This window comes from Rhodococcus sp. Leaf247, assembly GCF_001426185.1.
Classification (GTDB): Bacteria; Actinomycetota; Actinomycetes; order Mycobacteriales; family Mycobacteriaceae; genus Rhodococcoides.
This window is the reverse complement of record NZ_LMRP01000001.1, coordinates 489,785-515,437: the sequence shown is the minus strand read 5'-3', so window position 1 is coordinate 515,437 and position 25,653 is coordinate 489,785. Positions and strand designations below refer to the sequence as shown.

Here is a 25,653-nt window from a genome sequence, read left to right as displayed (position 1 = left end):
ACCGAAAGAGCCGTCACGCGCTGTGACTGTACCCGGGACGGTGCGTCGTCAAGCCGAGCGAGGGCCCCGGCTACCCGATGGTCAGTCCGCGCGCGAGCAATGCTGTGCGCCACAGGTGCATGGAGGCGTAGGAACGCCACGGAGCCCATCGTGCGGTGTCCGACAGATCGATGTCGAGGAGCGCAGCTCCCTGCCGGACGACGAGGTCCGTGTCGAGCAGGACGTCGGCGTCCCCGAGGAGCCGCATCGACACGTAGCGCGCGGTCCACGGTCCGACTCCGGGAAGCGCGAGCAGGGCGCGTTCCTGATCTGCGCCGACGTTGCCGTGGGCGATGTCCAAGGTGCCGGACGACAGTTCGCCGGCGGCCGCGGCGATCGAGGTCACTCGTCGCCGGGGACCGGTGAGGATGTCGGCCCCGCGCGCGGCGATCGCTGCGGGGGTGGGAAACAGTCGGGTGATGCCGTGGTCGTCCTGCCCGTCGTCGTCACCCACCGGGTCACCGAGTGCGGCGACGAGCCGGGCGGTGTGTGTCGCGGCGGCACCCAGGGATATCTGCTGACCGATCATGGTGCGGAGCAGCACCTCCGACGCATCGAAGGCGCCCGGCACACGGATACCCGGCGCATCCTCGACGGACGGGCGCAGCGCGGGATCCGCTGCGAGCACCGCGTCGACTGCTGTCGCGTCGACATCGAGGGCCAACACACGTCGTACCTTGTCGAGCGCGGTCGGGATGTCGCGTGAGTCCGACGCTCGGGTGTGCACTTCCACGGCGGTGTCCTCGAAGCGGCAGGACACCACCGCCGGCCCGTGGTCGAGTCGTAACGATCGCCGGTAGACGCCGTCGACGAAGGTCTCCATACCCGGCACCGCGTGGCCCGCCAGGAACCACCGCATCCACGCCACGTCGTAGGGCGCGGGGAGCGGCAGTCGGGTCGTCTCGGCGGACCAACGCGGTGATGTCACCCCGTCATGGTGTCAGCAACACCGCGCACCGGGATTGGCGTCCGCCTCCGCGTGGCGTGCCTTCCAGTACTCGCGCTCGGTGGGCACCGGCTGTCCGGGATGGACCCGGTTCTGATGCTCGACGAAACGCTCGTAGTCGTGATCACCCATGACGGACGTGATCCACCACGTCGCGGCGCGAACGGACTTCAGGACGGCGTTCATGTCAGTGGCCCGTTCCCGGCCGACGGACCGTGCCGTCCGCGATGAGGACGTCCCACTCCGCCTGCACCGATTTCTCCGCCTCGGTGGGGAGGAAACCGCTGGGCGCGAACAGCTTCGACGGCACGTCCTCCTCCTCGCTGCTGGGCAGCCCGCCGGCCCGGATCGCCTTGATGCAGACGGCGAATCCGGCCAGTGCGACGATGAGGACGAGCACCGCGAAGACGATGGACAGCGTGCCCTGGATGAACGTGTTGCGGATGACGGCGTCGATGGCCTCCGGAGTCGCCGCCGAGCGGAACTCGGTGAGGCCCTGCGCCTTCGCTTCCGTGAAGTCGCTGTGCTGAGCCCAGTAGCCGATGGCCGGAACGTCGGAGAAGATCTTCTGGTACGACGCCGTCATGGTGACGACGAGGTCGAATACCAACGGGAGGGCGGGGATCCACGCCCACTTCAGCAGACCCTTCTTGACGACGACGGTCAGGACGACTGTCAGCGCGATGGCAGCGAGCAACTGGTTCGCGATGCCGAAGAGCGGGAAGAGCGTGTTGATGCCGCCCAGCGGATCGGTCACACCCATGAGCAGGATGGCGCCCCACGCGGCGACGACGATGACCGAGCAGATCCAGGCACCGACGCGCCACGACGGGTCGCGGAACTTCTTCGCGCCGCCGCCGAGGTTGCCCAGCGAGTCGGACAGCATGAAGCGCGCGACGCGGGTACCGGCATCGACCGTGGTGAGGATGAACAGCGCCTCGAACATGATGGCGAAGTGGTACCAGAACGACTTGAGGCTCTCACCGCCGAAGACCTGGTGCAGCACCTCCGACATGCCGAACGCCAGAGTGGGGGCACCGCCGGTGCGGGAGATGATCGATTCCTCGCCGACGTCCGTGGCAGCCTGCGACAACTCGGCCGCGCTGACGTCTCCGCCGGAGAGTCCGAGTCCGTTGACGTAGGTCGCCGCTGTCTCGGGGGTGCCGCCGGTGAGTGCGGTAGGCGCGTTCAGAGCGAAGTAGATGTGCTGGTCGAGGATGCAGGCGGTGACCAGAGCCATGATGGCGACGAAGGATTCGGTGAGCATGCCGCCGTACCCGATCATGCGCATCTGCTTCTCCTTCTCGAGAAGCTTCGGCGTGGTGCCCGAGGAGATCAGCGCGTGGAAACCGGACAGCGCACCGCACGCGATGGTGATGAACAGGAACGGGAACAGTGATCCGGAGAAGGCGGGTCCGTTGCCCTCACTCGCGAACGACGTGACGTCGGGCATCTGCAGGACCGGACGGGCGATGAGGATGCCGACGGCCAGCAGCACGATGGTGCCGATCTTCATGAACGTCGACAGGTAGTCGCGCGGGGCCAGCAGCAACCACACGGGGAGGATCGAGGCGGCCAGACCGTAGGCGATCAGCAGCCAGGCGACGGTGACCTTCGACAGCGTGAACCAGTCGGCGCCCCATTCCGTCTCGGCGACCCAGCCGCCCGAGATGATAGCGAGCAGCAGCAGGACGACGCCGATGAGCGAGACCTCGGACACCTTGCCGGGGCGCAGGTATCGCAGGTAGACGCCCATGAACAGTGCGATGGGAATGGTGAGCGCGATCGAGAACACGCCCCACGGGCTCTCGGCGAGTGCGTTCACGACGACGAGTGCGAGTACCGCGATGATGATGATCATGATGACGAAGACGCCGATGAGGGCGGCGATACCACCGACCACGCCCAGCTCCTCGCGGGCCATCTGACCGAGGCTGCGGCCGCGACGGCGAGTCGAGATCCAGAGCACCAGGAAGTCCTGCACCGCGCCGGCGAAGACGACGCCGATGATGATCCACATCGTGCCGGGCAGGTAGCCCATCTGCGCGGCGAGCACGGGTCCGACGAGCGGACCGGCGCCGGCGATGGCGGCGAAGTGGTGGCCGAACAGCACCCGACGGTCCGTCGGCATGTAGTCCTTGCCGTTCTCCAGGATCTCGGCCGGCGTCGCTCGATCGTCGCGCGGGTGCACGATGCGGTTCTCGATGAGGCGTGCGTAGAACCGGAACGCGAAGATATAGGTACAGACTGCGGCGACGACGAACCACACGGCGTTGACCTGCTCGCCGCGGATGATCGCGATGACCGTCCACGCGATCGCGCCGAGCAGTCCGATGATCACGAAGATCACGCGCTTCGGCACGGTCATGGGGGAGCGGTCGACGACGCCCACGGGTGGGAGGTCGTCGTCGGTCTTCAGAAACTCGACGTGCGAGCTTCCCTTGTCGGACACGGCAGTCATCTGCAGGGCTCCTGGCATGCGAGGGAGATGTGGCGATCATCGTGTGATCGCAGTCACTGTAAGCAGACCGACCGACATTTCGTGCGGTTGTCACCGCGGCGAGTACGGATCGTTGCGACGAGCGGTCACCACCCGTCGCCGAACGTCACGACCTGACAACGAGAACCCCTCGGGACCCGAAGGTTGCCTACGATGCTCGTGTGTCAGACCAACCGCAGAACTTCCCGGGCCAGTACCCGTCCTACGAGCCCGACCTGAGCAAGGGGCCGACCACCGGACAGCAGGACACCGGCAGTTTCGGTGCGCCGGCGTATCCCCAGCAACAGCCTCAGCAGCCGCAGTACGGGCCGCCGCCTCTGCCGCCCACGAACGCCGGCTGGGCCGCTGCCGCGCTGATCTTCTTCTGGCCGCTGGCATTCTCGGCGTTCAACCATTCGAGTTCGGTGTTCCCTCGCTGGTCTCTCGGTGACTACCAGGGCGCCCACTACGCGTCGGAACGCACGAAGCAACTGGGAAAGTACTCGCTGTACATCGCGATCGGGTTGTTCGTGCTGTTCATCCTCTTCTACGTCGTGCTCATCGCTTTCGCGGTGTCGACGAGCAGCAGCGTCGACTACTCGTACTGACGGCAAGGGCAGGGCCGACGGGACGGTCGGGGGCGGCACGTAGACTCTTCTTCCTGTGAGCCTCACCCTCGGAATCGTCGGACTGCCCAACGTCGGTAAGTCGACCCTGTTCAATGCGCTGACCAACAACGACGTGCTGGCGGCGAACTACCCGTTCGCCACCATCGAGCCCAACGAAGGCGTCGTCGCGTTGCCGGATCCGCGTCTGAACGAGTTGGCCAAGATCTTCGGCTCCGAGAAGATCCTCCCCGCGCCCGTCACCTTCGTCGACATCGCCGGCATCGTGAAGGGCGCCTCCGAGGGCGCCGGTCTGGGCAACAAGTTCCTGGCCAACATCCGCGAGGCCGACGCTATCTGCCAGGTCGTCCGGGTGTTCGCCGACGACGACGTGGTCCACGTCGACGGTCGTGTCGATCCCGCCGCCGACATCGAGGTCATCGAGACCGAGCTGATCATCGCCGACATGCAGACTCTCGAGAAGGCGATCCCGCGCCTCGAGAAGGAAGTCCGCACGCAGAAGGATCGCGCTCCGATGGTCGCTGCGGCCAAGGAAGCGCAGACCATCCTGGACAGCGGCAAGACGCTGTACTCGGTGAAGAACACCTTCGACGCCTCGTCGCTGCGCGAGCTGAACCTGCTCACGACGAAGCCGTTCCTCTACGTCTTCAACGCCGACGAGTCGATCCTCACCGACGACGCGAAGGTTGCCGAGTTTAAGGCTGCCGTCGCTCCCGCCGACGCCGTCTTCCTCGACGCGAAGATCGAGTCGGAGCTCGTCGAACTCGACGACGAGTCCGCCATGGAACTGCTCGAGAGCATCGGCCAGTCCGAGCCCGGCCTGCACGCCCTGGCGCGCGCCGGCTTCCACACCCTCGGGCTGCAGACATACCTCACCGCGGGCCCGAAAGAGTCCCGTGCGTGGACGATCCATCAGGGCGACACCGCACCGCAGGCCGCCGGCGTCATCCACACCGACTTCGAGAAGGGCTTCATCAAGGCCGAGGTCGTGTCCTACGACGACCTCGTCGCCGCCGGTTCCATGGCCGCCGCCAAGTCGGCCGGCAAGGTCCGCATCGAGGGCAAGGAATACGTCATGGCCGACGGCGACGTGGTGGAGTTCCGCTTCAACGTGTGACCGCGGTTCAGCGCCAGCCCAGCTCCGGTGCCACGTGGGTCAGAACCGACTCGATCAGGTGCGCGCAGTACTCGACGCCGAGCTGGTTGGGCACGGTCAGGAGCAGCGTGTCGGCCGCGGCGACGGCTTCGTCCTTCGCCAGCTCCTCGATGAGCTTGTCGGGTGTCCCCGCATAGGTCTTGCCGAATCGGGCGATGCCGCCGTCGATGTAGCCGACCTGATCGCCGCTTCCGCCCTCACGGCCGAAGTAGGCGCGATCGACGTCGTCGACGATCGGGAAGATGCTGCGGCTGACGGACACTCGTGGTTCGAAGGAGTGTCCGGAATCTGCCCACGTCTTACGGAAGCGCTCGATCTGCTCTGCCTGCAGCTCGTGGAACGGCACGCCGGTGTCCTCGCTGAGCAGAGTGGAGCTCATCAGGTTCATGCCCTGCTGCGCCGTCCACTCGGCGGTCGCCCTGGTGCCGGCACCCCACCAGATGCGCCGGCGCAGACCCTCCGAGTGGGGTTCGAGGCGCAGCAGGCCGGGCGGATTGGGGAACATCGGTGACGGGTTGGGCTCCGCGAAGCCTTTGCCCTGCAACAGGTCCAGGAAGATGCGGGTGTGGTCGCGGGCCATGTCGCCGCTGTCGGAACCCTCGGCCGGCGCGTACCCGAAGTACCGGAACCCGTCGATGACCTGCTCGGGCGATCCCCGGCTCACGCCGAGCTGCAGTCGGCCGCCGGAGATCAGGTCCGCCGATCCTGCGTCCTCTGCCATGTAGAACGGGTTCTCGTAGCGCATGTCGATGACGCCTGTGCCGATCTCGATGCGACTGGTCTTCGCGCCGACCGCAGCGAGCAGGGGGAAGGGCGACGCGAGCTGGTTCGCGAAGTGGTGAACGCGGAAGTAGGCCCCGTCCGCGCCGAGCTCCTCGGCGGCGACGGCGAGGTCGATCGACTGCAGCAGGACATCCGACGCGGAGCGCGTCTGCGAGTGCGGTGACGGCGACCAGTGCCCGAACGACAGGAACCCGATGTTCTTCATGGACTCGTCAACGATCTCGGGCACCGGATTCTTCCCGTCTCGCTATCGTGAGCCGATGGCAGAGGTTCGAGAGTTCCAGGTCACCATCGACTGTGCGGTGCCCGCGCGCGTCGCCAGATTCTGGTGCGACGTCCTGGGGTACGAGGCCGAGCCGGTTCCGGAGGATTCCGCATGGGCGGCGTGCACCGATCCGACCGGCAAGGGCCCGCGACTGTACTTCCAACGCGTTCCCGAGGCGAAGACCGTCAAGAACCGCGTCCACCTCGATGTCCGAGTCGGTGTGGGTCTGGTGGGGGACGAACGACTGGCGGCACTGGACGCCGAATGCGCACGGTTGATCGACCTCGGTGCCACGCGAGTGCGGCTGCTGCCGGCGGGCGACGGTGACGAGTCCTGCATGGTCATGCAGGACGTCGAGGGCAACGAGTTCTGCCTGGACTGACGGCCCTCAGAAGGGTGGGGGGTCGTCGGTGTCGGCGAGTTCGCGGGCGCGTCGGTTGCGGTTGCGTTCGGTTTTCCGGCGGGCATGTTTGTCCGCCAGGCGTGTGCGGCGTCTGTTGGGGGGAGTGCGGGGCGGACTCGGTGGTGGGGGATCGGGTGCGTCGAAGGTGACGTCGGCGAGTCCGGGGTGGATGTCGTATCCGTTGTGCGCGGGCCCCGGGACGGTGAGTCCTTCGGGTGTGGTGACGGTGGAGACGATGCGTCCGGTGTCGTCGTCGGTGTACTGATCGTCGACGAAGTCGCCGAACGTCTTGAGGTTGTGGTGGAACCTGCATGTGCCGCCGAGGTTGACGTCGGTGGTCTGGCCGCCGCCGTCGGGGTCCTGGTGGTCGTACTCCGCGATGTGGTCGAGATCGCCGGTCCACACTCCACGGTTGCAGCCGGGCCAGGTGCAGTACTGGTCGCGGATGCGTACGAACGTGTCGAGGGCGCTGGAGGGGCGGTACGGATCGGCCGGTTGTGATGCGGGGTTGGTGGTCGAGACGGGGCGGATGACGGCGTCGGCGCGGTCGGCGAGGTCGGCGACGTGGTCGGGGGAGATGACGCCGTGGCCGACGAGGAACCCCGGATTGCCGTCGGACGGCGTCGGCGCGGTCGGCGAGGTCGGCGACGTGGTCGGGGGAGATGACGCCGTGGCCGACGAGGAACCCCGGATTGCCGTCGGCAGTGTCGCCGGCCGTGGTGGTGGAGTCGGCGATGGTGGTGGTGTCGGTGACGACGTGCACGATGACGGAGGTGAGCAGGCCGTTCTCACCGGTCCATCCGGGCGCGGAGCAGTCCGGGTCGTCGCACTGGCATTCGTACGCTGTGCGGGTGGCGAGGGCGAAGAGGGCGTCGCTGGAACGGGCGCCTGTGCTGCGAGGGTCCTTGCGGCAGACGCGTCCGGCCAACTCCTGCACAGCGGCGGCGAGGACGACGGCGTTCTCGGCTGTCATGGTTGCGCCCAGGTAGGCCATGCCGTCGGGTCCCGCGTCGATCCAGAAGCTGCGGTTCTTCTCGGCGAGGACACGTCGTTCCCTGACGGCGTCGGGATCGTGGCGGTAGACGATGCGGTCGATCATGTCGCGCATGCGTGTGTCCGACCAGGAGCCGCGGCGGTGTAGGGCCGCGGCGATCTCGGTGTCGACTTCCTGCGCGTACGTGGTGCCGTCGACGAGGTCGGTGCGGCCGATGATGGTGTGGATGTGTTTGGGGGCGATGAGGCCGTCGCGGAGGCATTCGGCCACACGGGGGAGCCGGTCTCGGAGTGCGACGGCGCGGGTCAGGATGCCTTCTCCGGCGCCCTGGCTGACGGACAGGACCGCCGAGATGCGGGCGGCGCAGTGCGTCGTNCGGAGTGCGACGGCGCGGGTCAGGATGCCTTCTCCGGCGCCCTGGCTGACGGACAGGACCGCCGAGATGCGGGCGGCGCAGTGCGTCGTCGCGTCCATTCGGCGGTGATCGGACATCTCGTGAGGAGCGACGAGTCGAGTGTGTAGTTCCGCTGCGGCCCGGTATCGGGTCCATTCGAGGTAGGACAGTCCGGCCGAGGCGTAGGACATCGTGGTCAGGAGGGTGTTCACGGGTGCGTCGAGGAGGGTTCCGGGTAGGCCCATGGCCTCCGGATCCCGCGTCGCCCACCCCTGTTCGAACATGTGTGCGAAGGTAACAGGGCCCTCCGACATTCCGCCGTCGCCTATGAAGCGGTGGCGCAGAATGTCGGCATGCGGGTGGAGAAGATCACCACCAACCTGCCGGTCGCTGATATCGCCGAGGCGAAGGCCTTCTATACGGACTACCTCGAGCTGCGCACCGAGGAGTTCGACCTTGGCTGGGTTGCGCGCTTCACCTCACCGGAGACCGGCGCTCATGTGCAGTTGGTGACGCGGGATGCGACCAGCCCGGTGGACTCGGCAGTGTCCGTGCATGTCGACGACGTCGATGCCGCGTACGAGGACGCCGTTCGGCGGGGTTACGAGATCGTGCACCCGTTGACGACGGAGGGATGGGGTGTCCGACGCTTCCTGGTGCGTGCTCCCGATGGAAACGTCGTGAATGTCGTGATGCATCGGGTGTGACAGTGACTCGTCACGGACATCCGCCGTCCGCTATGCGCGTGTGCAACCAATGGTCTTGACTGACAGGGACATATGTTCCCTGCAGTGAGGACGACAACGCCATGCTTCTCTTGTGGATCTGGAATCAGTCGTGGATCTGGTCCACGATCACGACGACGGTGACCGACCTCATCTGAACCCGGTAGCGTGGACGACCGCGTCCCACAGCGCTTCTCGTGCCTGCGGAGAATCCTTCCGCCAGGACGGGTAGTGGGTGGGGCGCGGTTTTCTGTCGTGCCAGAACAAACCCGACGACGCCAGTGCGTCATCGGACGCGGCGAGCCACACAATGGTGTCGGCGCCGTCGTCGGCGGTGCGCAGAATGGGCTTCATGACGGAGCCGAACAGCGGGATGGAATCCGTCACGCCGGGGGTGTCGGCCCATCCGGGATGCATGCTGTGCACGACGGGATCGTCCGGCTCGGTGAATCTCTCGGCCAGCTGCTCGGTGACCACCACCTGCATGCGCTTGGTGCGGGCGTAGGCGGTCAGTCCCGAGTAGTCGCCGCGGGTGAACTCGATATCGGTCGTCTGCAGCGGCACGGGATACATACCGCCGCTCGAGACGAAGACGACGCGTGACCCGGCGTCGAACAGCTCGCGCAGACCCATCGTGAGCGCGACAGGACCGAGCACGTGCGTGGCGAAGGCCAACTCGTGCTTCTGCGGTGTCTCGGTCCGCTGCGGCGGCATGACACCCGCGCAGTGCACCAACGCGTGGATCGACGTGACCTGCTCGGTCAGCGTGGTCACCAGCGCGGCGACGGCGTCGAGGTCGCTGATGTCGCACTCATGGATCACCAGGTCGGCGCCGGGCGCGGTGTGCCGGATCTCGGTTGCCGACGCGTCGAGGCGGTGCGCGGATCGGCCGACCAGGTGGACCCTGGCACCCAACTCTGCGAGTCGGCGGGCCGTGGCGGCGCCGAGTCCGGAACTGCCCCCGGTGACGACGATGTCGATAGGAGCCGGGAACGGCGGGGGGTCGGCCGCCCAGAATCGGCGCCGGACGGACGATCCGATCCGCGAGTAACCAGGGACGACGGTGCGATCCATGGCCGCGTCGACGACTCCGGCGACGAACGCCCCCACCGCGGCCACTAGGCGGGAGGCCCGTCGGTGCGGTCGGAGTTCTTCTCTCCGATGGCGTCCTTGGCCTTGTTCAGCCCGCCGTCGATCTGGGAGTCGTGGCCGGCGAACTTCTTCTTGGCGGCATCGCCCGCCTTGTCCAGGGCCTGCTCCACCTTCTCTTCGTTCTGGTCGAGCTTCCGCTTGATCTCACCGAAATTCACCATCGGGTGGTCCTCTCGTAGGTCGTCCAGGGCGCTGCTCTTCGAGGCTACCCATCGCGTCGACGTGACAGAATCCGCACATGCCGCGCTCCGCTGTTCCCGACGCGATCCACGACATCCTCCGGGCCGCCCTGTCCGACGTCCCGCAGCACCGGCAGGAGACGTTCGCGCTCCGCGTGGAGCGGTGGTGGCCGGACCTTCACGACGCGGTGACCGCCCTGTACCCGGATCCCTACGATGTGTCGCGCCGCCTTGTCGAGGGCGCCGCGCGGGCATTCGCGGAGAGGCCGGACGATCTGCATTGCCTCGACGAGCGACGGCTGCTCGAGCCCGATTGGTTCCAGCAGCCCGACATGTTCGGGTACGCCTGCTACGTCGACCGCTTCGGCGGCACGCTCACGGGGTTGGGGGAGCGGCTCGATCACCTGACAGACCTGGGTGTGACGTATCTGCATCTGATGCCGCTCCTGACTCCGAGGCCGGGCGACAACGACGGCGGCTACGCGGTCATGGACTACCGCTCGGTGCGCGAGGACCTGGGTACGACCGACGATCTCCGGGACCTGGCGACGACGTTACGGGACCGAGGCATCAGCCCGGTCATCGATCTGGTTCTCAATCATGTTGCCCGTGAACACGACTGGGCCATGAAAGCTCGAAGTGGTGACCCGGCGTTCGCGGACTGGTTCCTGATCTACCCGGACAGGTCGACACCCGACGCGTACGAGCGCACCCTGCCCGAAGTCTTTCCCGACTTCGCGCCCGGCAGCTTCACCCACGACGCGGATCTGGACGGTTGGGTGTGGACGACGTTCAACGAGTGGCAGTGGGACCTGAACTGGGCGAATCCGGCCGTGCTGATCGAATTCGCGGACGTCGTGGCCTATCTCGCCAACCTCGGGATCGAGGTGGTGCGTCTCGACGCGATCGCGTTCCTGTGGAAGAGGCTGGGCACGAACTGCCAGAATCAACCGGAGGTGCACGCGATCACCCAGGCGTTGCGTGCGACGGCGCGGATGGCGGCTCCGGCACTGTTGTTCAAGGCCGAGGCCATCGTCGGGCCGCGAGATCTGTTGCCCTACCTCGGAACCGGGCAGCACACCGGACGCGTGTCCGACATCGCCTACCACAACAGCCTGATGGTGCAGGTGTGGTCGATGCTGGCCACGGGACGGACGGACCTGGCGCGGCACGCATTGTCGACGCTTCCGCCGACGCCGCCGGGCGGCACCTGGGTGACCTACATCCGCTGCCACGACGACATCGGGTGGGCGATCGACGACGGTGACGCCGCGGCCGTGGGCCTCTCGGGTGCCGGGCACCGACACTTCCTGGCCGACTGGTACTCCGGCGAGTTCCCGGGCTCGCCCGCGGAAGGTGCCGTCTTTCAATACAATCCGGACACCGGGGACCGGCGCATCAGTGGTACTGCCGCTGCGCTCGCGGGACTGGGTCCGTCGCGCCGCGACCCCGAGAACGCCTTCGCGCGACTGTTCCTGGCGCACGCCGTCATCGGCGCCTGGGGCGGGATTCCGGTCATCTGGAGCGGCGACGAACTCGGGTCTCCGGGCGACCCACACTGGGCCGAGGAAGCAGGCCACGAGGACGACAACAGGTGGATTCACCGTCCCCGCGTGACCGACGCTGACCGAGCCCGCAGGCACGTGCAGGGAAGCGATGCGCAGCGTGTCTTCGACGGGATCGCGCACATCGCGCGCACGCGCGCCGGTCTGCCGATGATGCATGCGGAGGCTCCCGTCGACGTCCTCGACGGCCTCGACGACGGCGTCCTGGGAATCACCCGTCGCCATCCCAGCGGAACGCTGATCGGGCTCTTCAACGTCACCGGCGAGTACCGGCAGGTGCCGTCAGATCTCGGCCCACGCCACGGTGTCGATACGCCACGAGAAGTGTTGTCCGGCACCGCCGATCTGGGCGGCGACGCGTGGTGGTTGCCGCCCTACGCGGCGTGGTGGGTGGTCGGCGCCTGATCTGAAGGAAAGTCAGTCCCGGAACCGGTCCGCCACCCAGCGCATCGCGTACGGGAGCCCGGATAGCGCGCCGACGAAATGGTCCCCGAAGACGGGGTGGTACTCCACGCTCGCTCCGAGTCCCCGCCACGACTCGACGAGATCGAGGACGCCCTGTTCGGGAATCCAGCGATCGGCGAAACGCGGTGTCGAGGCACCGTGGTAGAACGCCACCGGAATGGTCGGGGCGTTCCTGCCGGCGGTGTTCGCGTCGATGACCGCCCGCGCGGTATCGGAGTCGAAGACGCCGGGGTCGACGGAGAAACGTTCGAGCCGTAGACGAGCGAGACCGCCGAGGGCGAGCGGTACGACCGACAGGTCCTTGATCATCGATGCGAGGGCCAGTCCGGTGGGGCTGAACTGTTCCACCAGCGCCGGATGCTCCCGGGCCATTCCGATGATGGCCGCTCCGAAGAGGCCGGATCCGAGGGTGCCGTTCATCGTCTCGCGCAGCAGTCCGACGTCGACGGGCGATCCTCCGGCGACTGCTCCGCGCAGGTCGAGTTCCGGCGCGTAGGTGGGGTGAAGTTGCGCCGCCCACGCCGTCGCGATCGCTCCACCGCTGTATCCGTACAGAACGATCGGACTCGCCGCGTAGGTCGCATCGAACGCGAGGAGACCTCGAATGCTGTCCAGCACCGCATGGCCGGCCATCGTGCCCTCGGCGTAGGCCATCCGTGGCCCCTGGTGGTCGGGGATCAGCACCGCATAGCCGCGTTGCAGCCACAACGGAACGACGGTGGGGAAGTCCTGCCCTATCCCGTGGACGATGCGGTACGACGGCGTCGCCCGGGTTCCCAGCGAGTCGATCGCGACGTTGTGGACGACGACGGGCCGCGATCCTCGTCCACGCCAGGGCCGCCGGGGTTCCATCAGGGTCGCCGTGACGGCCACGGATCGCCCGAGCGCGTCCGTCGACCCGACCATGAACTGCCGCACGGTGGTACGTGGGCGAGGGAGTATTCCTCCCGCCGTGCGGTCGCGGACCGGGACACCGGGCACGAGGTCGCCGGACGGGGCGGCGAAGAAGCGATCGCCGGTGATCGGAGTCGGTTGGATGGCGCCGTACGGATCGGCCAGCATCTCCGGTGTGATCCGACCGGCGGCGAACCGGTCCACGCGCTGCGTCAGCCCCATCAGATCCCCCCGGTGTCCGAACCCACACCGTAGTTTCCCGACGCGGATCCAGGGCCAGAATCTCCTCGAGTACAACGCTGTCGGCACGTCGTCCCGGCGAGCACTCTTCTCTCCCGTGACCACGACACACAGCGCACCCGTGACCGACGACGCCCTGAGCGCTCGTTTCCAGCCTGTCTTCGACCGTATCGCCGCGGGCGCGGTCGAACGGGAGAAGGACCGCCGCCTGGCCCACGACGAGATCGCGCTGCTGCGGGATGCGGGTTTCGGCGCGTTGCGCGTGCCGGTCGAGTTCGGCGGATCGGGTGCCACCGTCACCCAGCTGTTCTCTCTGCTCGTCGATCTCGCGGCGGCCGAATCCAATCTGCCGCAGGCGCTTCGAGTGCACTGGAGCTTCGTCGAGGATCAGGTCGCGGCCGAGGCCGGCCCCGAGCGGGACGCCTGGTTGCGGGCGGTCGTCGACGGCACCCTCGTCGGCAACGCGATCACCGAGCCCGGCATCGGAGCTGTCGATCACTACCGCACGACAGTCACCCGCGGGCCGGACGGTCTCCGTCTGAACGGCGAGAAGTTCTACAGCACCGGCAGCCTGTACTCGAACCACATCCTGGTCGCCGCCGACCTGGACGGTGAGCGGGTATCGGTACTGGTCGACTCGGATGCTCCGGGCGTCGCGCAGCGCGACGACTGGGACGGCTTCGGGCAGCGCCTCACCGTCAGCGGCACCACCACCTTCACCGACGTGGCCGTCGACGAGTCCCGGCTGCTGGGTCCGGGATACGGCGCTCCCGGCCGGACATACGCGACGTCCTACCTCCAGCTCGTACAGCTCGCCGTGTTGGCCGGAATCGCGCGCCGGGCGACGGACGACGTGACCGAGTGGGTCCGTGCCCGCACGCGCAGCTACACCCACGCCGCCGCGGATCTGCCGCGCCACGACCCGGTGGTGCAGCAGCTCATCGGCCGCCTCGAGGCCGCTGCCTGGTCCTCTCGGGCGCTGGTGCTCGCTGCCGCCGCGGACGTCGAGCGTGCCGTGGAGGTGGGTGACGACGCATCGCTCGACGCCGCCGAACTCAGCACCTCCCACGCGCAGGCCGTGGTCGTCGATCTGGTGTTGGACGCGACGACACAGCTGTTCGAGGTCGGGGGAGCGTCGATCGTGTCGGACACCCTCGCGCTGGATCGGCACTGGCGCAATGCCCGCACGATCTCCGTTCACAACCCGGTTCTGTACAAGCTTCGATCCGTCGGCGCCCACATCCTGAACGGCGAGGATCTTCCTTACGCATGGTCGGCAGGCGCGAAGTCATGACGCGACACATCAGGTTCAACGCGTTCGACATGAACTGTGTCGCTCACCAGTCACCGGGACTGTGGCGGCATCCGAAGGACCAGTCGCACCGCTACACCGACATCTCGTACTGGACCGAGCTGGCGAAGCTTCTCGAGCGCGGCCGGTTCGACGGACTGTTCATCGCGGACGTGCTGGGCACCTACGACGTGTACGGGGGCACCGACGAAGCCGCGCTCCGTCAGGGTGCGCAGATTCCCGTCGCCGATCCGCTGCTCCTGGTGTCCGCCATGGCGGCGGTGACCGAGCAACTCGGCTTCGGGATCACCACCGGAACGGGATTCGAACACCCGTATCCGTTCGCACGCAGGATGTCGACGCTCGACCACCTCACGCGGGGACGCATCGGCTGGAACGTCGTCACCGGCTACCTCCCGTCCGCGGCGAGGAATGTGGGAGACGCCGGACTCCTCGACCACGACGCGCGCTACGACCACGCCGACGAGTACCTCGAGGTGCTCTACAAGCTGTGGGAAGGGTCGTGGGAGGACGACGCCGTGGTCCGCGACCGGGAGCGCGGGGTCTACGTCGACCCGTCGAAGGTGCACCACATCGGACACGAGGGGCAGCACTTCACCGTCCCCGGGATTCATCTCTCCGAACCGTCCCCGCAGCGGACACCGGTGATCTTCCAGGCCGGCGCCTCACCTCGCGGGGTGGCGTTCGCCGCGGAGAACGCCGAGGCGGTCTTCGTCGGAGCTCCGTCGAAACGTGTTCTGGCGCAGACCGTCCGCAACATCAGAGCCGCCCTCGTCGAGGCCGGCCGCGATCCGTACTCGGCTCGGATCTACGCGCTCGCCACGATCATCACCGACGCCACGGACGAGGCGGCCGATGCGAAGCACTCGGAGTACCGCACCTACACCACCGCGGAGGGCGCGCTGGTGTTCATGTCGGGCTGGATGGGGATCGACCTGTCCACGTACGACCTGGACGACCCGATCGGCGTCGTCGAGAGCAACGCGATCCGCTCCGCGGTGGCCGCATTCCAGGAGGCGAACGACGACGGCCGGGAATGGACGATCCGCGACATCGCCGACTGGGCGGGCATCGGCGGGATGGGCCCGCTGTTCGTCGGATCCGGTGATACCGTCGCCGACACGCTGCAGGACTGGGTCGCCGAGACGGACGTCGACGGATTCAACCTGGCGTACGCCGTGACTCCGGGATCCTTCGAGGACGTCGTCGAGCACGTGATCCCGGTGCTCGTCGCGCGCGGTGCGTACCCGGCGGAGAAGGAGACCGCGACGTTGCGACACACACTGTTCGGACGGGGAGACAAGCTGCCCGACGAGCACCGCGGCGCCCGGTACCGGCAGGGGCTACCGTCACTGGCATGACTGATGCCGGCGCCACGGATCCGAAGCCCTACTCGACGGGCGAACGGGTCTTCGGACCGCCGAACGGCACGTTCGACCCGGACTGGGCGGCCACCGCACTGCGATCCAACCGGCCCGAACTCGACCATTCCATGTCGGTGCGACTGGTGGAGCGAGCCTGGGAACTGCTTCGGGCGAACGGTCTCCGCGGGCAGGAACTCGCCGACGCGCTGGAACTCGAACCGGGGTTGGCGTCCGCGGTGTCCGACGTCGCGACCGAGACCGCGCGCTTCTACCTCGACCGGTGACCGCTACCCGGTGGTCCGCCGAGCGCAGCGCCGAGGACTCGCACGCCTATGTCGCACGGTTCCGTGAGTTGGAGGAGTCCGGCGCGGACATGCACGGTGAGGCTCGGTTCGTCGACGCCGTGCTGCCGCGGTCCGCGCGAGTTCTCGACGCCGGGTGCGGCACCGGTCGGCTCGGCGCGGAACTCGCGCGGCGCGGACACACGGTGACCGCCGTGGATCTCGACCCGGTCCTGGTCGAGGAGGCGCGCCGGCAGCACGGCATCACGGTGGTGCTCGACGACCTGGCAACAATGGCGCTGGACCCGCAGTCGTTCGACGCCGTCGTCGCGGCGGGCAACGTCATGGTGTTCCTCGCCCCGGGTACCGAGTCGAGGGTGCTTCGGCGCTGGCACGACGCGGTGGTGCCGGGCGGGGTAGTGATCCTCGGCTTCGCGACGGATCGCGAGTACAGCGTCGACCGTGCGGAAGGTGATCTCGTCGCCGCGGGTTTCACTGCGATACAACGGTTCTCCTCGTGGTCGGTCGGGCCCTGGCGGCCGGACTCCGAGTGGGTTGTTCTGACCGGGTACCGACACGCGGGAACCGACTCGGGCGCCGCGACGGCTGGATAGAATCCGGACATGACACGACCCACGATCGACATGGACTACACGGTGCTCGACTGTCCCGATCCGGTGGCACTCGCGCGCTTCTACACCGAGCTGCTGGGATGGTCGGTGGTGCAGGACGATCCCGACTGGACGGTGATCGAAGGGGCTCCGGGTCTCCGGTTGGCGTTCCAGAAGTCACCGGAGTTCGTCCCCCTGTACTGGCCGCGCGAAGGTATCCGTATCCACGTCGACTTCGTCGTCGACGACATGGATGCAGCCGAGGCGTTCGCCGTGAATCTGGGAGCGCGCGTGCTGGACGACGATGCCGAACATCCCGGTTTCCGTGTCCTGCAGGACCCGGTCGGTCATCTCTTCTGCCTGTGCAGGCGGGACTGACAGCGCTCAGGTCGTCGCTCGGGACACGCGCACCGGCACACCGGTGAAGACTGCGGTCGCGGTGACCGACTCGGTGACGGTGGGATCCGTGAGGTCGTTGGCGCTCTCGCCCTGCACCGCGGCGGCGACCGAGAGCAGTACCCCCGGGCGGCGGTGGCCGTAGCCGTGCGGGATGCTCACGACGCCGCGCATGACGGTGTCGGTGGCGCGCACCTCGATCATGACGCGCCCCGAGCGAGACTCCACCGCCACCGTCTCGCCCGACTCGAGCCCGCGTGCCGCGAGATCGGCGGGATGCGCCAGCAGATGGTGCCGCTCCGCACCCTTGACCAGCCGTGCCGAGTTGTGCAGCCACGAGTTGTTGCTGCGCAGGTGTCGTCGCCCGATGAGCAACAGCTCGTCGGGGTCGAGGGTAGGCGGGGACACCAGCTCGGCGCGAAGTGTGGCCACTGCCGTCGTGATCACGTCGTGCATCAGCGGGATCCGTTTGTCCGGCGTCTGCAGTCGGCGGGGGAGCGAGGGTGCGAGCGGGCCGAGGTCGATGCCGTGCGGTTGCCGACGCAGTGCCCGTAGCGACACGCCGCGGCGACTCGCCCGCAACAGCAGGTCGAGACTGCGGAGCGGGGAGATGCGCAGCCGCAGTGTCGTGTTCCACTCCCGGGGATCCAGGAGGCGGCGGACGCGGGCGCGTCCGCGCGCGGCGACTCGCCGCCGATAGAGCAGCCCGAGATCCCGGAAGATTTCCCAGTCCTGTTTCTCACCCGGCCCCTGCGGGAGTACCGGCGGCGTCAGGCGACTGGTGTTCCGCACCGCGAAGTGATGGTGGAACAGGTCGTAGTGGTCACGCGTGAGCGCCGACGACGGCGGGAGGATGACGTCGGCGTGCCGGGTGGTTTCGTTGATATAGAGATCGATCGCCACCATGAAGTCGAGGGTCGGCAGCAGATCGTCCAGCCGGGATCCGCCGGGCGAGGACAGGACCGGGTTGCCGGCCGACACCACGAGGCTCCGGATCCGCCCGTCCCCGGGTTCCGCGATCTCGTCCGCGAGGGTGGCGGACGGGAGCTCACCGTCGAAGTCGGGGAGGCCGCGCACGCGGGAGGGGTGATGCCCGAGGTCGCCGCGACTCATGACACCGGTACGGACGAGATCTGCGGCGGGGGAGGCGAAGAGCGCGCCGCCGGGTCGGTCGAGGTTGCCCGTCACGATGGTCAGGACCTGAAGAGCCCACTGGCACACCACGCCGTGTCGCTGCGTGGAGACACCCATACGACCGTGTGCGACCGCCGAGTCGGCTGCAGCGAAAGCTCGTGCCAGCGAGCGGATCTCGTCGGCCTCGATGCCGACGATGGGTGCCACCGCCTCCGGGGTGAAGGTGGTCACCATGGCGGCGACCTCGGACACGGAGTCGACGTACGACGCTATACGGACCGGCCCGTCGCCCAGGATCGTGTGCAGCAGCGCGAGGAGCAGGAAGGCGTCGGTGCCCGGTCGGACGAAGTGGTGGGCGTCGGCGACGGCCGCGGTCTCGGTGCGTCGGGGGTCGATCACGACGAGGCGACCGCCGCGCGCCCGCAGTGCCGCGAGGCGGTTCCGGACATCCGGCACCGACATCATGCTGCCCTGGGAGACCACCGGATTGGCTCCGACGACGAGAAGGAAGTCGGTGCGATCGATGTCGGGAATCGGTGCCAGCAGCTGATGGCCGTACAGGAGTCGATGCGTCAGGAAGTGCGGCAGGCTGTCGAGGGACGTGGCGGAGAAACTGTTACGGGTGCGCAGTAGGGGGAAGAATCCGCCGACACCGTGGGTGAGGGCACCGAGGCTGTGCGCCGTCGGATTACCCCAGTAGAGACCCACTGCATCGGCACCGTGTCGGGTGCGCGTGTCGACCAACGCGGTCACGACGAGGTCGTAGGCCTCGTCCCACTCGATCTCCACCCATCGGTCGCCGGCGCGGCGCACAGGACGCCGTAGTCGGTCCGGGTCGGTGTGAAGATCCTGCAGCGCGAGCGCTTTGGGGCACAGGTGACCACGTGCGAGTGGATCTGCGGTGTCCCCGCGCGTCGAGGTGACCGCGGCCCCGCGCACCGTGAACGTCAGCCCGCACATGGCCTCACACAGTGAGCACGTGCCGAGCTTGCGCTGCTCGTCGTCCATCACCACCCCCGTGAGGGAACCTACCGGTCGGGCTTCGGCGACGGGCACGATCGCGCTCTACCATCACCCCATGGCCACCGACAGATCCCAAGGGTTCGTGATCGAACGTTCGATCCTCGTCGACGCTCCGGCGTCGACCGTGCACGGTTTCCTCGACGATCTGCACCGGTGGACGTCCTGGTCGCCGTGGGAGGGCAGCGACCCCGATCTGTCCCGCACCTACAGCGGGTCGGAGTCGGGGGTGGGGGCGTCCTACGCGTGGTCCGGTAATCGCAAGGCCGGCGCCGGGTCGATGACCATCGTGGAATCGACGGACGACCGTGTCGTGCTCGATCTGCTGTTCACGAAGCCGTTCAAGGCCACCAACGTGACCACGTTCCTGCTGTCACCGGCAGGAAGCGGCACCGAGGTGACGTGGCGGATGACGGGACAGCAGAACGTCGTCGCGCGGCTCATCGGGAAGATCGTGCCGATGGACAAGTTCATCGGCAGGGATTTCGACAAGGGACTCGCCGCGCTGAAGCTGCAGGCGGAGCAGCAGGGCCGTTGATGTGACCGGTCGGCTCACGGCCACCGACGCCCGCATGTACTGGCTGTCGCGGCGCCTGCCGAGCGACCAGTTCCTGCTCTACGCGGTCGACGGTGTGCTCGACGACCCGGACGCCGTCACCACGGCTCTCGTGCGTCGGGCGCGCGTGGTAGACGGGCTGGCAGTCCGTCTGCGCGAAACGCGGTGGACGGCCGACTACCCCTACTGGGTGCCCACGGACGTGACCCGCGACCGGGTCCGAGTCCATGCCGGCCGGACGTGGCAGGAGTGCCTCGACCGGGTGGCGGAGACCTTCGAGGATCAAGTCGACCCGCGCCGCGAGCCGTGGCGCATGCATCTGTACCCGTGCGTCGACGGGGTGCCCCGCACGACGGGGCCGGCAACGGTGCTCGTCGTGCAGATGGCGCACGTCCTGGGAGACGGCGCGCGGGTGTCTGCGCTGGCTCGCGCGCTGCTGTCCGAGGAGCCGTCACCGGCGGTGCGCACGGTGGTGCTGCCGGCGCCCCTCGCAATCGCGCGTGGTGCCGTCGAGCTTCCCGCGCGGATGATCGGCATGGTGCGTCGCGCACGTGAGGCGGTGGTGGCCGATCGTCGGCGCACGGCCGACACGGCGGCCGGCGTCATCCCCGGTCCGCCGCTTCCCCGTGCGCCGACGGTGCTGTCCCGTCCGGCAGGCGGAACCATCCGCATCCGGTGCGTGGTGTGCCCGGCGTCGGACCTCCGCACCGACACCGTCAGTGTCACCGTGGCCGCGCTCGTCGTGGTGTCGGACGCGATGAGTCGGCATCTGGCGTCCCTGGGCGAGCCGGTTCCCGACGACCTCGGGGCCGAGGTCATGATCGCCATACCGCCGCAGGGTCGAACCACCTCTGCTGCCAACGCCTTTCACAACGCGGCGGTGGACCTGCACCCGTCCGTGCAGGATCTCCGCGCTCGGGCACGGGCGATCGACGACTCCCTGCGAGATCGGCGCCGACGGCTGGAGCACCCCGCCTTCGGGGTGGGCGATCGTGCGACCGAGACCGTTCCCGCGGTGATCCTCCGGCGCGACGTCGACAGTGCGGATCTGTCGGTGACCCCGACGACAGTGGCGGGTCACACGGTGGTGTCGAGCGTGAACAGAGGCCCTGCCGATCTCGCGCTGGACGGTCGGCCCGTAATTCTCACGGCCGGATTCCCGGCGCTGTCACCCACCGTCGGCATCACGCACGGAGTGCACGGGATCGGCGAGGTCGTGACGCTGTCGATCGTGACGAGCGACGACGTCATGGACGCCGACGCGTACGCCGACTGCCTGCGGGAAGCCGTCCATCGAGTGCGGGAAGCGCTCAGGTGACCCGCATACGCTGCTGACATGGCACTGTCCACGTCGGTACGACCCAGCCCCGTCTTCCTCGCTGTCGTGGCTGTGGCGGTGATCGGTGGCGCTGTGGCATGGCAGTCCTCGACGCCCGGTGACGCACTGTCCTACGCGGGTGTCTTCGTCCTCGTCATCGGTGGTTGGGTGGTGTCCCTGTGCCTCCACGAGTTCGCCCACGCGGTGACCGCGTGGCGGTTCGGTGATCACGACACGGCCGCCCGCGGTTACCTGACCTTGAATCCGCTGAAGTACACCGTGCCGGGACTGTCGATCGTGCTGCCGCTGATCTTCGTGGCTCTCGGCGGAATCGGTCTGCCGGGCGGCGCCGTGTGGCTGAACACCAGCGGCATGACCAGGCGGCAGCGCACGACGGTGTCCCTGGCCGGCCCGTTCGCCAATCTCGTTCTCGCGGTCGTCCTTCTGGCGATCATCGCGGTGTGGGCGCCGGGCAGCGAGCACCCGTCCTTCTGGTTCGGCATGAGTTTCCTCGCGTTCCTTCAGGTGGTCGCCGTGGTGCTGAACCTGATCCCGATGCCCGGCCTGGACGGTTTCGGGGCGATCGAGCCCTACCTGTCCCCGTCGACGCGTCGATCGTTCGCGCGCATCGGCCCGTACGGCGTGCTGATCGTCATCGCGTTGTTGTTCGTCCCGCAGATCAATCAGGCGTTCTTCGGCGCGGTCTACGCGCTGTACGAGGTGTCCGGTGTTCCGGCCGGGTGGGCGCAGAGCGGTGGCATCCTGACTCGTTTCTGGACGCAGTGGTACTGAGAGAGTCTTCTGATGCCTCTGATAACTAGCGAGGTCGATGGTGTCTGTGATGCAATGGCGCCGGAAAACGTCGGAAGTTATCAGTCCGAGCCGCCATGTCGAGGGAGGCGCGCCGGACGAATCGAGAGGTAGACCCGTGCACGTATCGCGCCGCCAATTGTTCCGCTATGCCGCTGCAGGGTCGGTGGCCGTCGGTCTCGCCGGTGTCGCCTCGCGTGCGGTCGCCTCCGCAGACCCGGTCGTACTCGGCACGATCGTGGACTATGCGGGCGGAGTCCCGTCGGCACAGGGGATCGCCGACGCCGGGCACATCGGCGCCATCCGCTACGTCTCCGACCGCCGTCCCGGCGCCGAATGGATGACGGGAAAGCCGATGACGGCCGACGAGGCGGAGGAACTCACCGCGGCCGGTCTCGAGGTCGTCTCGTGCTACCAGTTCGGTAAAGGTGCGACGGCGGATTGGCGTGGCGGCTTCGCGGCCGGCGTGAAGCACGCGACTCGCGGACTCGAGTTGCACACTGCCGCAGGGGGACCCGCCGACCGACCGATCTACGCCTCGATCGACGACAACCCGACGCCCGTCGAGTTCGCGACGATGATCGCCCCGTATCTGCTGGGGTGGCAGTCGATCGTGGGCACGGAGAACACCGGCGTGTACGCCAACTCACCCACCATCGATCTTGCGCGAGCAGCAGGACTCGGCGCCTGGTACTGGCAGCACAACTGGGGCACGCCGAAGGGGTACGTCAACCCGGCGGCCCACCTGCATCAGGTGCAGATCGACAAGGGCGCGATCGACGGCGTCGGCGTGGACATCAACAACGTTCTGCGTGAGGACTACGGACAGTGGAGCCTGTCGGCGTAACGCCTCAGCCGTACCTCACGACACATCTGTCACACCCACAGTGTTGTACCGGAAACCACCACGGAGGAATCATGGAACTCATCGACTACCTGTACGCGATTGCCGGAGCCATCTACACGCAGATTTCGGCCGCGTTCGGTTCCTGACCGTCAGGCGACGAACGCGCCGATGGTCGGCAGGAAGCTGCACGTGATGCCGGCCTCGGTCGAGATCGACCCGGACACGGCTGCGAGCACGCGTCCCTTGCCGGTATCGGCGATGGCCGACAGCGTCGCGGGACCGTCCGGGTTGATCCCGGCCGCGCCCGTCAACACGGTGGCACCCGTGCGGCCGGTGTCCACATTGACCCAGTTGGCGGTCAGCGGCGCCGCCTGGGTGTCGGCGAGCGGCGCGGTACCCAGCGCGGTGAAGACGAAGCCGGTCTGGCCGGTGCCGGGTCCGGGAGGCGGCAACTGGGCCGGTCCGGGAACGGCGAGCGCGCTGGCGACCGAGTCGGCCGTCGCCGAGATGCAGCCCTTGCCCACGGTGGGGTAGAAGAACTGGGCGATGACCGGCCCGTCCGTGGGGATGTCCGGGCCACCGCCGGCGCTGCCGTCGAGGAACGTGATGATGCTCGTCAAAATTCGCTTCGCCTGATCCGACAGGGGAGCGGTAGCGAGAAGGACCTTCGCTCGCATCAACAGATCGCTCTGCGGTGACGCGGCGTCCTGCTCGGCGGCGTCCAGAAGTGCGGGGGCGAGGGCAGCGAGAGCCTCGTATCCGGGAACGACCGGAACGTCGGCCGGGAGCGGCATGACGGGGGCCGGAGCGGCTCCTGCGACAGCGGGTGCGACGAACGCGCACGACGCCGCGAGCGCGATTCCGCCCAGAACTCGACGCGTCCCGAACCTGATGTGCTGCATTCCCATCCCCGTTTCTCTCACTGCGTACCCGGTCCGACGAATCGGGCATCCGGGCGCGGGGTCACTCTATGTACACGGGACGACGGTTGTACAGCAGGTCCTCGGTCGATCGACCCGTGTCGTTCCCACTGAACAAGACGTTAGTCTGTTAATGGAGTGACGGGTGTTGTGGAAGTGAACAGTGATGCGATTGTTACGGCTGTGAGTCGTGTCGCGTGACAATGTCCGACGCCTCGGTTGCGGGACGTGTCACGTCCCGGTGGTGACGACGCGTCGACGGAGGCAGATACGCTGCGCAGGTCCGCCGATCGAAAGAGCATCCCAGTGAGTGAAGTACGGCGTTCCGCTACGCGCGCCCTGCTGACGGCGGCACCCGCACTACTGGTGGTGTCCCTGATCCTGCGCGTGGTGTGGACACTCTTCACCCCCAACGGCAGCAACTGGGTGGATCTCCACGTCTACGTCGACGGTTCGGCGGGCCTGTTCGGCGGCTCGCTCTACGACTTCACCTACTCCGACGAGACTCCGGACTTCCCGCTTCCGTTCACGTACCCGCCGTTCGCCGCCGTCGTGTTCTACCCGCTGCACTTCCTTCCCTTCGCTCTCGTCGGGGCTCTGTGGATGATTGCGACCATCGCCGCGCTGTACGCGGTGGTGCGTCTCGCGCTGCGCATGGTCGGCGGGGATCTGGCCGACTCGCCCTCGTGGCGCCGCGCGGCTCTGCTCTGGACGACCGTCGGACTGTGGACCGAATCGATGCGCACGACCTTGGACTACGGCCAGGTCAACGTCTTCCTCGTCCTCCTCGCGATGCTGGCGGTACGCAGCGCGAGATGGTGGCTGTCGGGTGCGCTGGTCGGTATCGCCGCCGGCGTCAAACTCACGCCCGCGATCACCGGCCTCTACTTCCTCGCGCAGAGACGGTGGCGGGCGGCGGCGTTCTCTGCCGTGGCATTCGCCGCGACCGTGGCGGTGAGCTTCCTGCTCGTGGGATCGGCCGCCACGACCTACTTCACGACCTTGCTGGGCGACGCCGACCGCATCGGTCCCGTCGGCTCGGTCTGGAACCAGTCCCTGCGCGGGGCGCTGTCGCGAGTGGCGGGCCACGACGTCGGTCAGGGCCCGGTATGGATCGTCGCGGCCGTGCTCGTCCTCACCGCCGCGTTCCTGGCCTGGCGCGCCCTCGGACGGAACGATCGCCTCGGGACATTGGTCATCGTCTCGTTCGTCGGCCTCATGATCTCGCCGATCTCCTGGTCACACCACTGGGTGTGGGTGGTGCCGATGCTCATCTGGCTCCTGCACGGCCCGTTGTCCCACGCGCCGGGTGCCCGGGTGCTGGCCGGGTACTGGCTCGTGGTCACGGTCGTCGGAGTCCCGTGGATCCTGAGCTTCGCCCAGCCCTCGATCTGGGATATCTCCCGACCGCTGCCCCTCGCACTCGCGGGAGCGGTCTACGCCGTCGGAACGCTCGCATTATTCGTCTGGATCGCCGTGATGGGGCGCCGAGTCAGCGCGCGAGCCGATCGATCGCACCTGCCAGCAGGACGTCCTTCCCGGTGATCCCCCCGCTCGAATGCGTCGACAAGCGGTACGTGACCTTCTTCCACCGGATGTCGATGTCCGGGTGATGATCTGCGCTCTCGGCTTCCCGAGCGACGGAGCGCACCAACTCGATCGCGTCGAGGAACGTCGCGGACTCGACGGTGCGGACCAGGGAGTCGCCGTCGCGCGTCCAGTCGGTCAGGCGGGTCAGGGCGTCGTCGATCTCGGTGTCGTTCAGCAAGTCGGCCATAC

Annotated in this window: 26 protein-coding genes and 1 pseudogene; 15 read left to right on the top strand and 12 right to left on the bottom strand. The window is 67.7% G+C overall.

The window, feature by feature from the left end; genetic code table 11:
• Positions 1–70: 70 nt before the first annotated feature.
• From ASG64_RS02365 to ASG64_RS02355, 3 genes are read right to left on the bottom strand one after another with little or no spacing between them, the layout of a single operon-like run.
• Positions 71–967, bottom strand: a complete 897-nt coding sequence (locus tag ASG64_RS02365; protein WP_235579465.1) for a DNA-3-methyladenine glycosylase family protein — start codon at positions 965–967, stop codon at positions 71–73.
• A 12-nt stretch (positions 968–979) separates the two neighbouring features.
• Positions 980–1,171, bottom strand: coding sequence for a YbdD/YjiX family protein (locus ASG64_RS02360; RefSeq protein WP_082042926.1), 192 nt, complete (start codon positions 1,169–1,171; stop codon positions 980–982).
• A gap of 1 nt (position 1,172) precedes the next feature.
• A complete protein-coding gene (locus ASG64_RS02355) occupies positions 1,173–3,446 on the bottom strand; it encodes a carbon starvation CstA family protein (RefSeq protein WP_056072504.1) in 2,274 nt (757 codons plus the stop codon).
• 200 nt (positions 3,447–3,646) lie between these two features.
• On the opposite strand from ASG64_RS02355, the gene ASG64_RS02350 reads away from it, so the two are divergent.
• A complete protein-coding gene (locus tag ASG64_RS02350; protein WP_235579464.1) occupies positions 3,647–4,072 on the top strand; it encodes a CD225/dispanin family protein in 426 nt (141 codons plus the stop codon).
• Positions 4,073–4,127: 55 nt separating this feature from the next.
• The gene (ychF, locus tag ASG64_RS02345) at positions 4,128–5,207 is read left to right on the top strand and encodes a redox-regulated ATPase YchF (protein ID WP_056069650.1); all 1,080 of its coding nucleotides are present in this window, start codon (positions 4,128–4,130) and stop codon (positions 5,205–5,207) included.
• Positions 5,208–5,214: 7 nt separating this feature from the next.
• Here the strand turns inward: ychF and ASG64_RS02340 are convergent, their stop codons facing one another.
• Positions 5,215–6,234: an LLM class flavin-dependent oxidoreductase gene (locus tag ASG64_RS02340; protein WP_056069647.1), complete on the bottom strand. Its 1,020-nt coding sequence runs from the start codon at positions 6,232–6,234 to the stop codon at positions 5,215–5,217.
• 55 nt (positions 6,235–6,289) lie between these two features.
• On the opposite strand from ASG64_RS02340, the gene ASG64_RS02335 reads away from it, so the two are divergent.
• On the top strand, positions 6,290–6,676 hold the full coding sequence (locus tag ASG64_RS02335; RefSeq protein WP_056072500.1) for a VOC family protein: 387 nt from the start codon (positions 6,290–6,292) through the stop codon (positions 6,674–6,676).
• Positions 6,677–6,682: 6 nt separating this feature from the next.
• On the opposite strand, the gene ASG64_RS21975 is transcribed toward ASG64_RS02335, so the two are convergent.
• Both ASG64_RS21975 and ASG64_RS22285 read right to left on the bottom strand, forming a co-directional pair.
• Positions 6,683–7,102, bottom strand: a complete 420-nt coding sequence (locus ASG64_RS21975; protein WP_056069644.1) for a hypothetical protein — start codon at positions 7,100–7,102, stop codon at positions 6,683–6,685.
• A 247-nt stretch (positions 7,103–7,349) separates the two neighbouring features.
• Positions 7,350–8,000, bottom strand: a pseudogene (locus tag ASG64_RS22285) (DUF222 domain-containing protein); the annotation flags it as partial.
• Positions 8,001–8,438: 438 nt separating this feature from the next.
• Here ASG64_RS22285 and ASG64_RS02315 point away from each other — a divergent pair.
• Positions 8,439–8,792 (top strand): VOC family protein, encoded by a 354-nt coding sequence (locus ASG64_RS02315; RefSeq protein ID WP_056072497.1) that lies wholly within the window; start codon positions 8,439–8,441, stop codon positions 8,790–8,792.
• Between the two features lie 168 nt (positions 8,793–8,960).
• Here ASG64_RS02315 and ASG64_RS02310 read toward each other — a convergent pair whose 3' ends face one another.
• Entirely contained in the window at positions 8,961–9,920 is a 960-nt protein-coding gene (locus ASG64_RS02310; RefSeq protein WP_235579462.1) for an SDR family NAD(P)-dependent oxidoreductase, read from the bottom strand.
• An 8-nt stretch (positions 9,921–9,928) separates the two neighbouring features.
• Entirely contained in the window at positions 9,929–10,123 is a 195-nt protein-coding gene (locus ASG64_RS02305; protein WP_056069634.1) for an antitoxin, read from the bottom strand.
• A gap of 77 nt (positions 10,124–10,200) precedes the next feature.
• Here ASG64_RS02305 and ASG64_RS02300 point away from each other — a divergent pair, with 77 nt between their 5' ends.
• Positions 10,201–12,111, top strand: coding sequence for an alpha-amylase family protein (locus tag ASG64_RS02300; protein WP_056069631.1), 1,911 nt, complete (start codon positions 10,201–10,203; stop codon positions 12,109–12,111).
• 12 nt (positions 12,112–12,123) lie between these two features.
• Here the strand turns inward: ASG64_RS02300 and ASG64_RS02295 are convergent, their stop codons facing one another.
• Entirely contained in the window at positions 12,124–13,287 is a 1,164-nt protein-coding gene (locus ASG64_RS02295) for a lipase family protein (protein WP_056069629.1), read from the bottom strand.
• A gap of 115 nt (positions 13,288–13,402) precedes the next feature.
• Between ASG64_RS02295 and ASG64_RS02290 the strand changes: the two genes are divergently transcribed.
• From ASG64_RS02290 to ASG64_RS02270, 5 genes are read left to right on the top strand one after another with little or no spacing between them, the layout of a single operon-like run.
• Complete coding sequence (locus tag ASG64_RS02290; protein ID WP_056069627.1) at positions 13,403–14,599, top strand: acyl-CoA dehydrogenase family protein; 1,197 nt, start codon at positions 13,403–13,405, stop codon at positions 14,597–14,599.
• Positions 14,596–15,978 (top strand): LLM class flavin-dependent oxidoreductase, encoded by a 1,383-nt coding sequence (locus ASG64_RS02285; RefSeq protein ID WP_056072491.1) that lies wholly within the window; start codon positions 14,596–14,598, stop codon positions 15,976–15,978. The genes ASG64_RS02290 and ASG64_RS02285 overlap by 4 nt, the downstream gene beginning before the upstream one ends.
• Positions 15,975–16,265 carry a hypothetical protein gene (locus ASG64_RS02280; protein WP_056069623.1) on the top strand — a complete coding sequence of 97 codons (291 nt, stop codon included), beginning with the start codon at positions 15,975–15,977 and terminating at the stop codon, positions 16,263–16,265. The genes ASG64_RS02285 and ASG64_RS02280 overlap by 4 nt, the downstream gene beginning before the upstream one ends.
• The gene (locus ASG64_RS02275) at positions 16,262–16,876 is read left to right on the top strand and encodes a class I SAM-dependent methyltransferase (protein WP_056069620.1); all 615 of its coding nucleotides are present in this window, start codon (positions 16,262–16,264) and stop codon (positions 16,874–16,876) included. Before ASG64_RS02280 ends, ASG64_RS02275 begins: the two co-directional genes overlap by 4 nt.
• 9 nt (positions 16,877–16,885) lie before the next feature.
• On the top strand, positions 16,886–17,251 hold the full coding sequence (locus ASG64_RS02270; RefSeq protein ID WP_056069617.1) for a VOC family protein: 366 nt from the start codon (positions 16,886–16,888) through the stop codon (positions 17,249–17,251).
• Positions 17,252–17,257: 6 nt separating this feature from the next.
• Here ASG64_RS02270 and ASG64_RS02265 read toward each other — a convergent pair whose 3' ends face one another.
• Positions 17,258–19,459 (bottom strand): molybdopterin-dependent oxidoreductase, encoded by a 2,202-nt coding sequence (locus ASG64_RS02265; RefSeq protein ID WP_235579461.1) that lies wholly within the window; start codon positions 19,457–19,459, stop codon positions 17,258–17,260.
• A 22-nt stretch (positions 19,460–19,481) separates the two neighbouring features.
• On the opposite strand from ASG64_RS02265, the gene ASG64_RS02260 reads away from it, so the two are divergent.
• From ASG64_RS02260 to ASG64_RS02245, 4 genes are all read left to right on the top strand, one after another.
• Positions 19,482–19,961, top strand: coding sequence for an SRPBCC family protein (locus ASG64_RS02260; protein ID WP_042576415.1), 480 nt, complete (start codon positions 19,482–19,484; stop codon positions 19,959–19,961).
• A gap of 1 nt (position 19,962) precedes the next feature.
• Positions 19,963–21,297, top strand: coding sequence for a WS/DGAT domain-containing protein (locus tag ASG64_RS02255; protein ID WP_056069614.1), 1,335 nt, complete (start codon positions 19,963–19,965; stop codon positions 21,295–21,297).
• An 18-nt stretch (positions 21,298–21,315) separates the two neighbouring features.
• Positions 21,316–22,089: a site-2 protease family protein gene (locus tag ASG64_RS02250; RefSeq protein WP_056069611.1), complete on the top strand. Its 774-nt coding sequence runs from the start codon at positions 21,316–21,318 to the stop codon at positions 22,087–22,089.
• Between the two features lie 136 nt (positions 22,090–22,225).
• Positions 22,226–22,954 carry a DUF1906 domain-containing protein gene (locus tag ASG64_RS02245; protein WP_056069607.1) on the top strand — a complete coding sequence of 243 codons (729 nt, stop codon included), beginning with the start codon at positions 22,226–22,228 and terminating at the stop codon, positions 22,952–22,954.
• A 149-nt stretch (positions 22,955–23,103) separates the two neighbouring features.
• Here ASG64_RS02245 and ASG64_RS02240 read toward each other — a convergent pair whose 3' ends face one another.
• Complete coding sequence (locus tag ASG64_RS02240; RefSeq protein ID WP_042576431.1) at positions 23,104–23,856, bottom strand: Rv1157c family protein; 753 nt, start codon at positions 23,854–23,856, stop codon at positions 23,104–23,106.
• Between the two features lie 324 nt (positions 23,857–24,180).
• On the opposite strand from ASG64_RS02240, the gene ASG64_RS02235 reads away from it, so the two are divergent.
• On the top strand, positions 24,181–25,419 hold the full coding sequence (locus ASG64_RS02235; RefSeq protein WP_056069604.1) for a mannosyltransferase: 1,239 nt from the start codon (positions 24,181–24,183) through the stop codon (positions 25,417–25,419).
• Here ASG64_RS02235 and ASG64_RS21965 read toward each other — a convergent pair.
• Complete coding sequence (locus tag ASG64_RS21965; protein ID WP_056069601.1) at positions 25,367–25,651, bottom strand: 4a-hydroxytetrahydrobiopterin dehydratase; 285 nt, start codon at positions 25,649–25,651, stop codon at positions 25,367–25,369. The genes ASG64_RS02235 and ASG64_RS21965 overlap by 53 nt on opposite strands.
• Between the last annotated feature and the right edge of the window lie 2 nt (positions 25,652–25,653).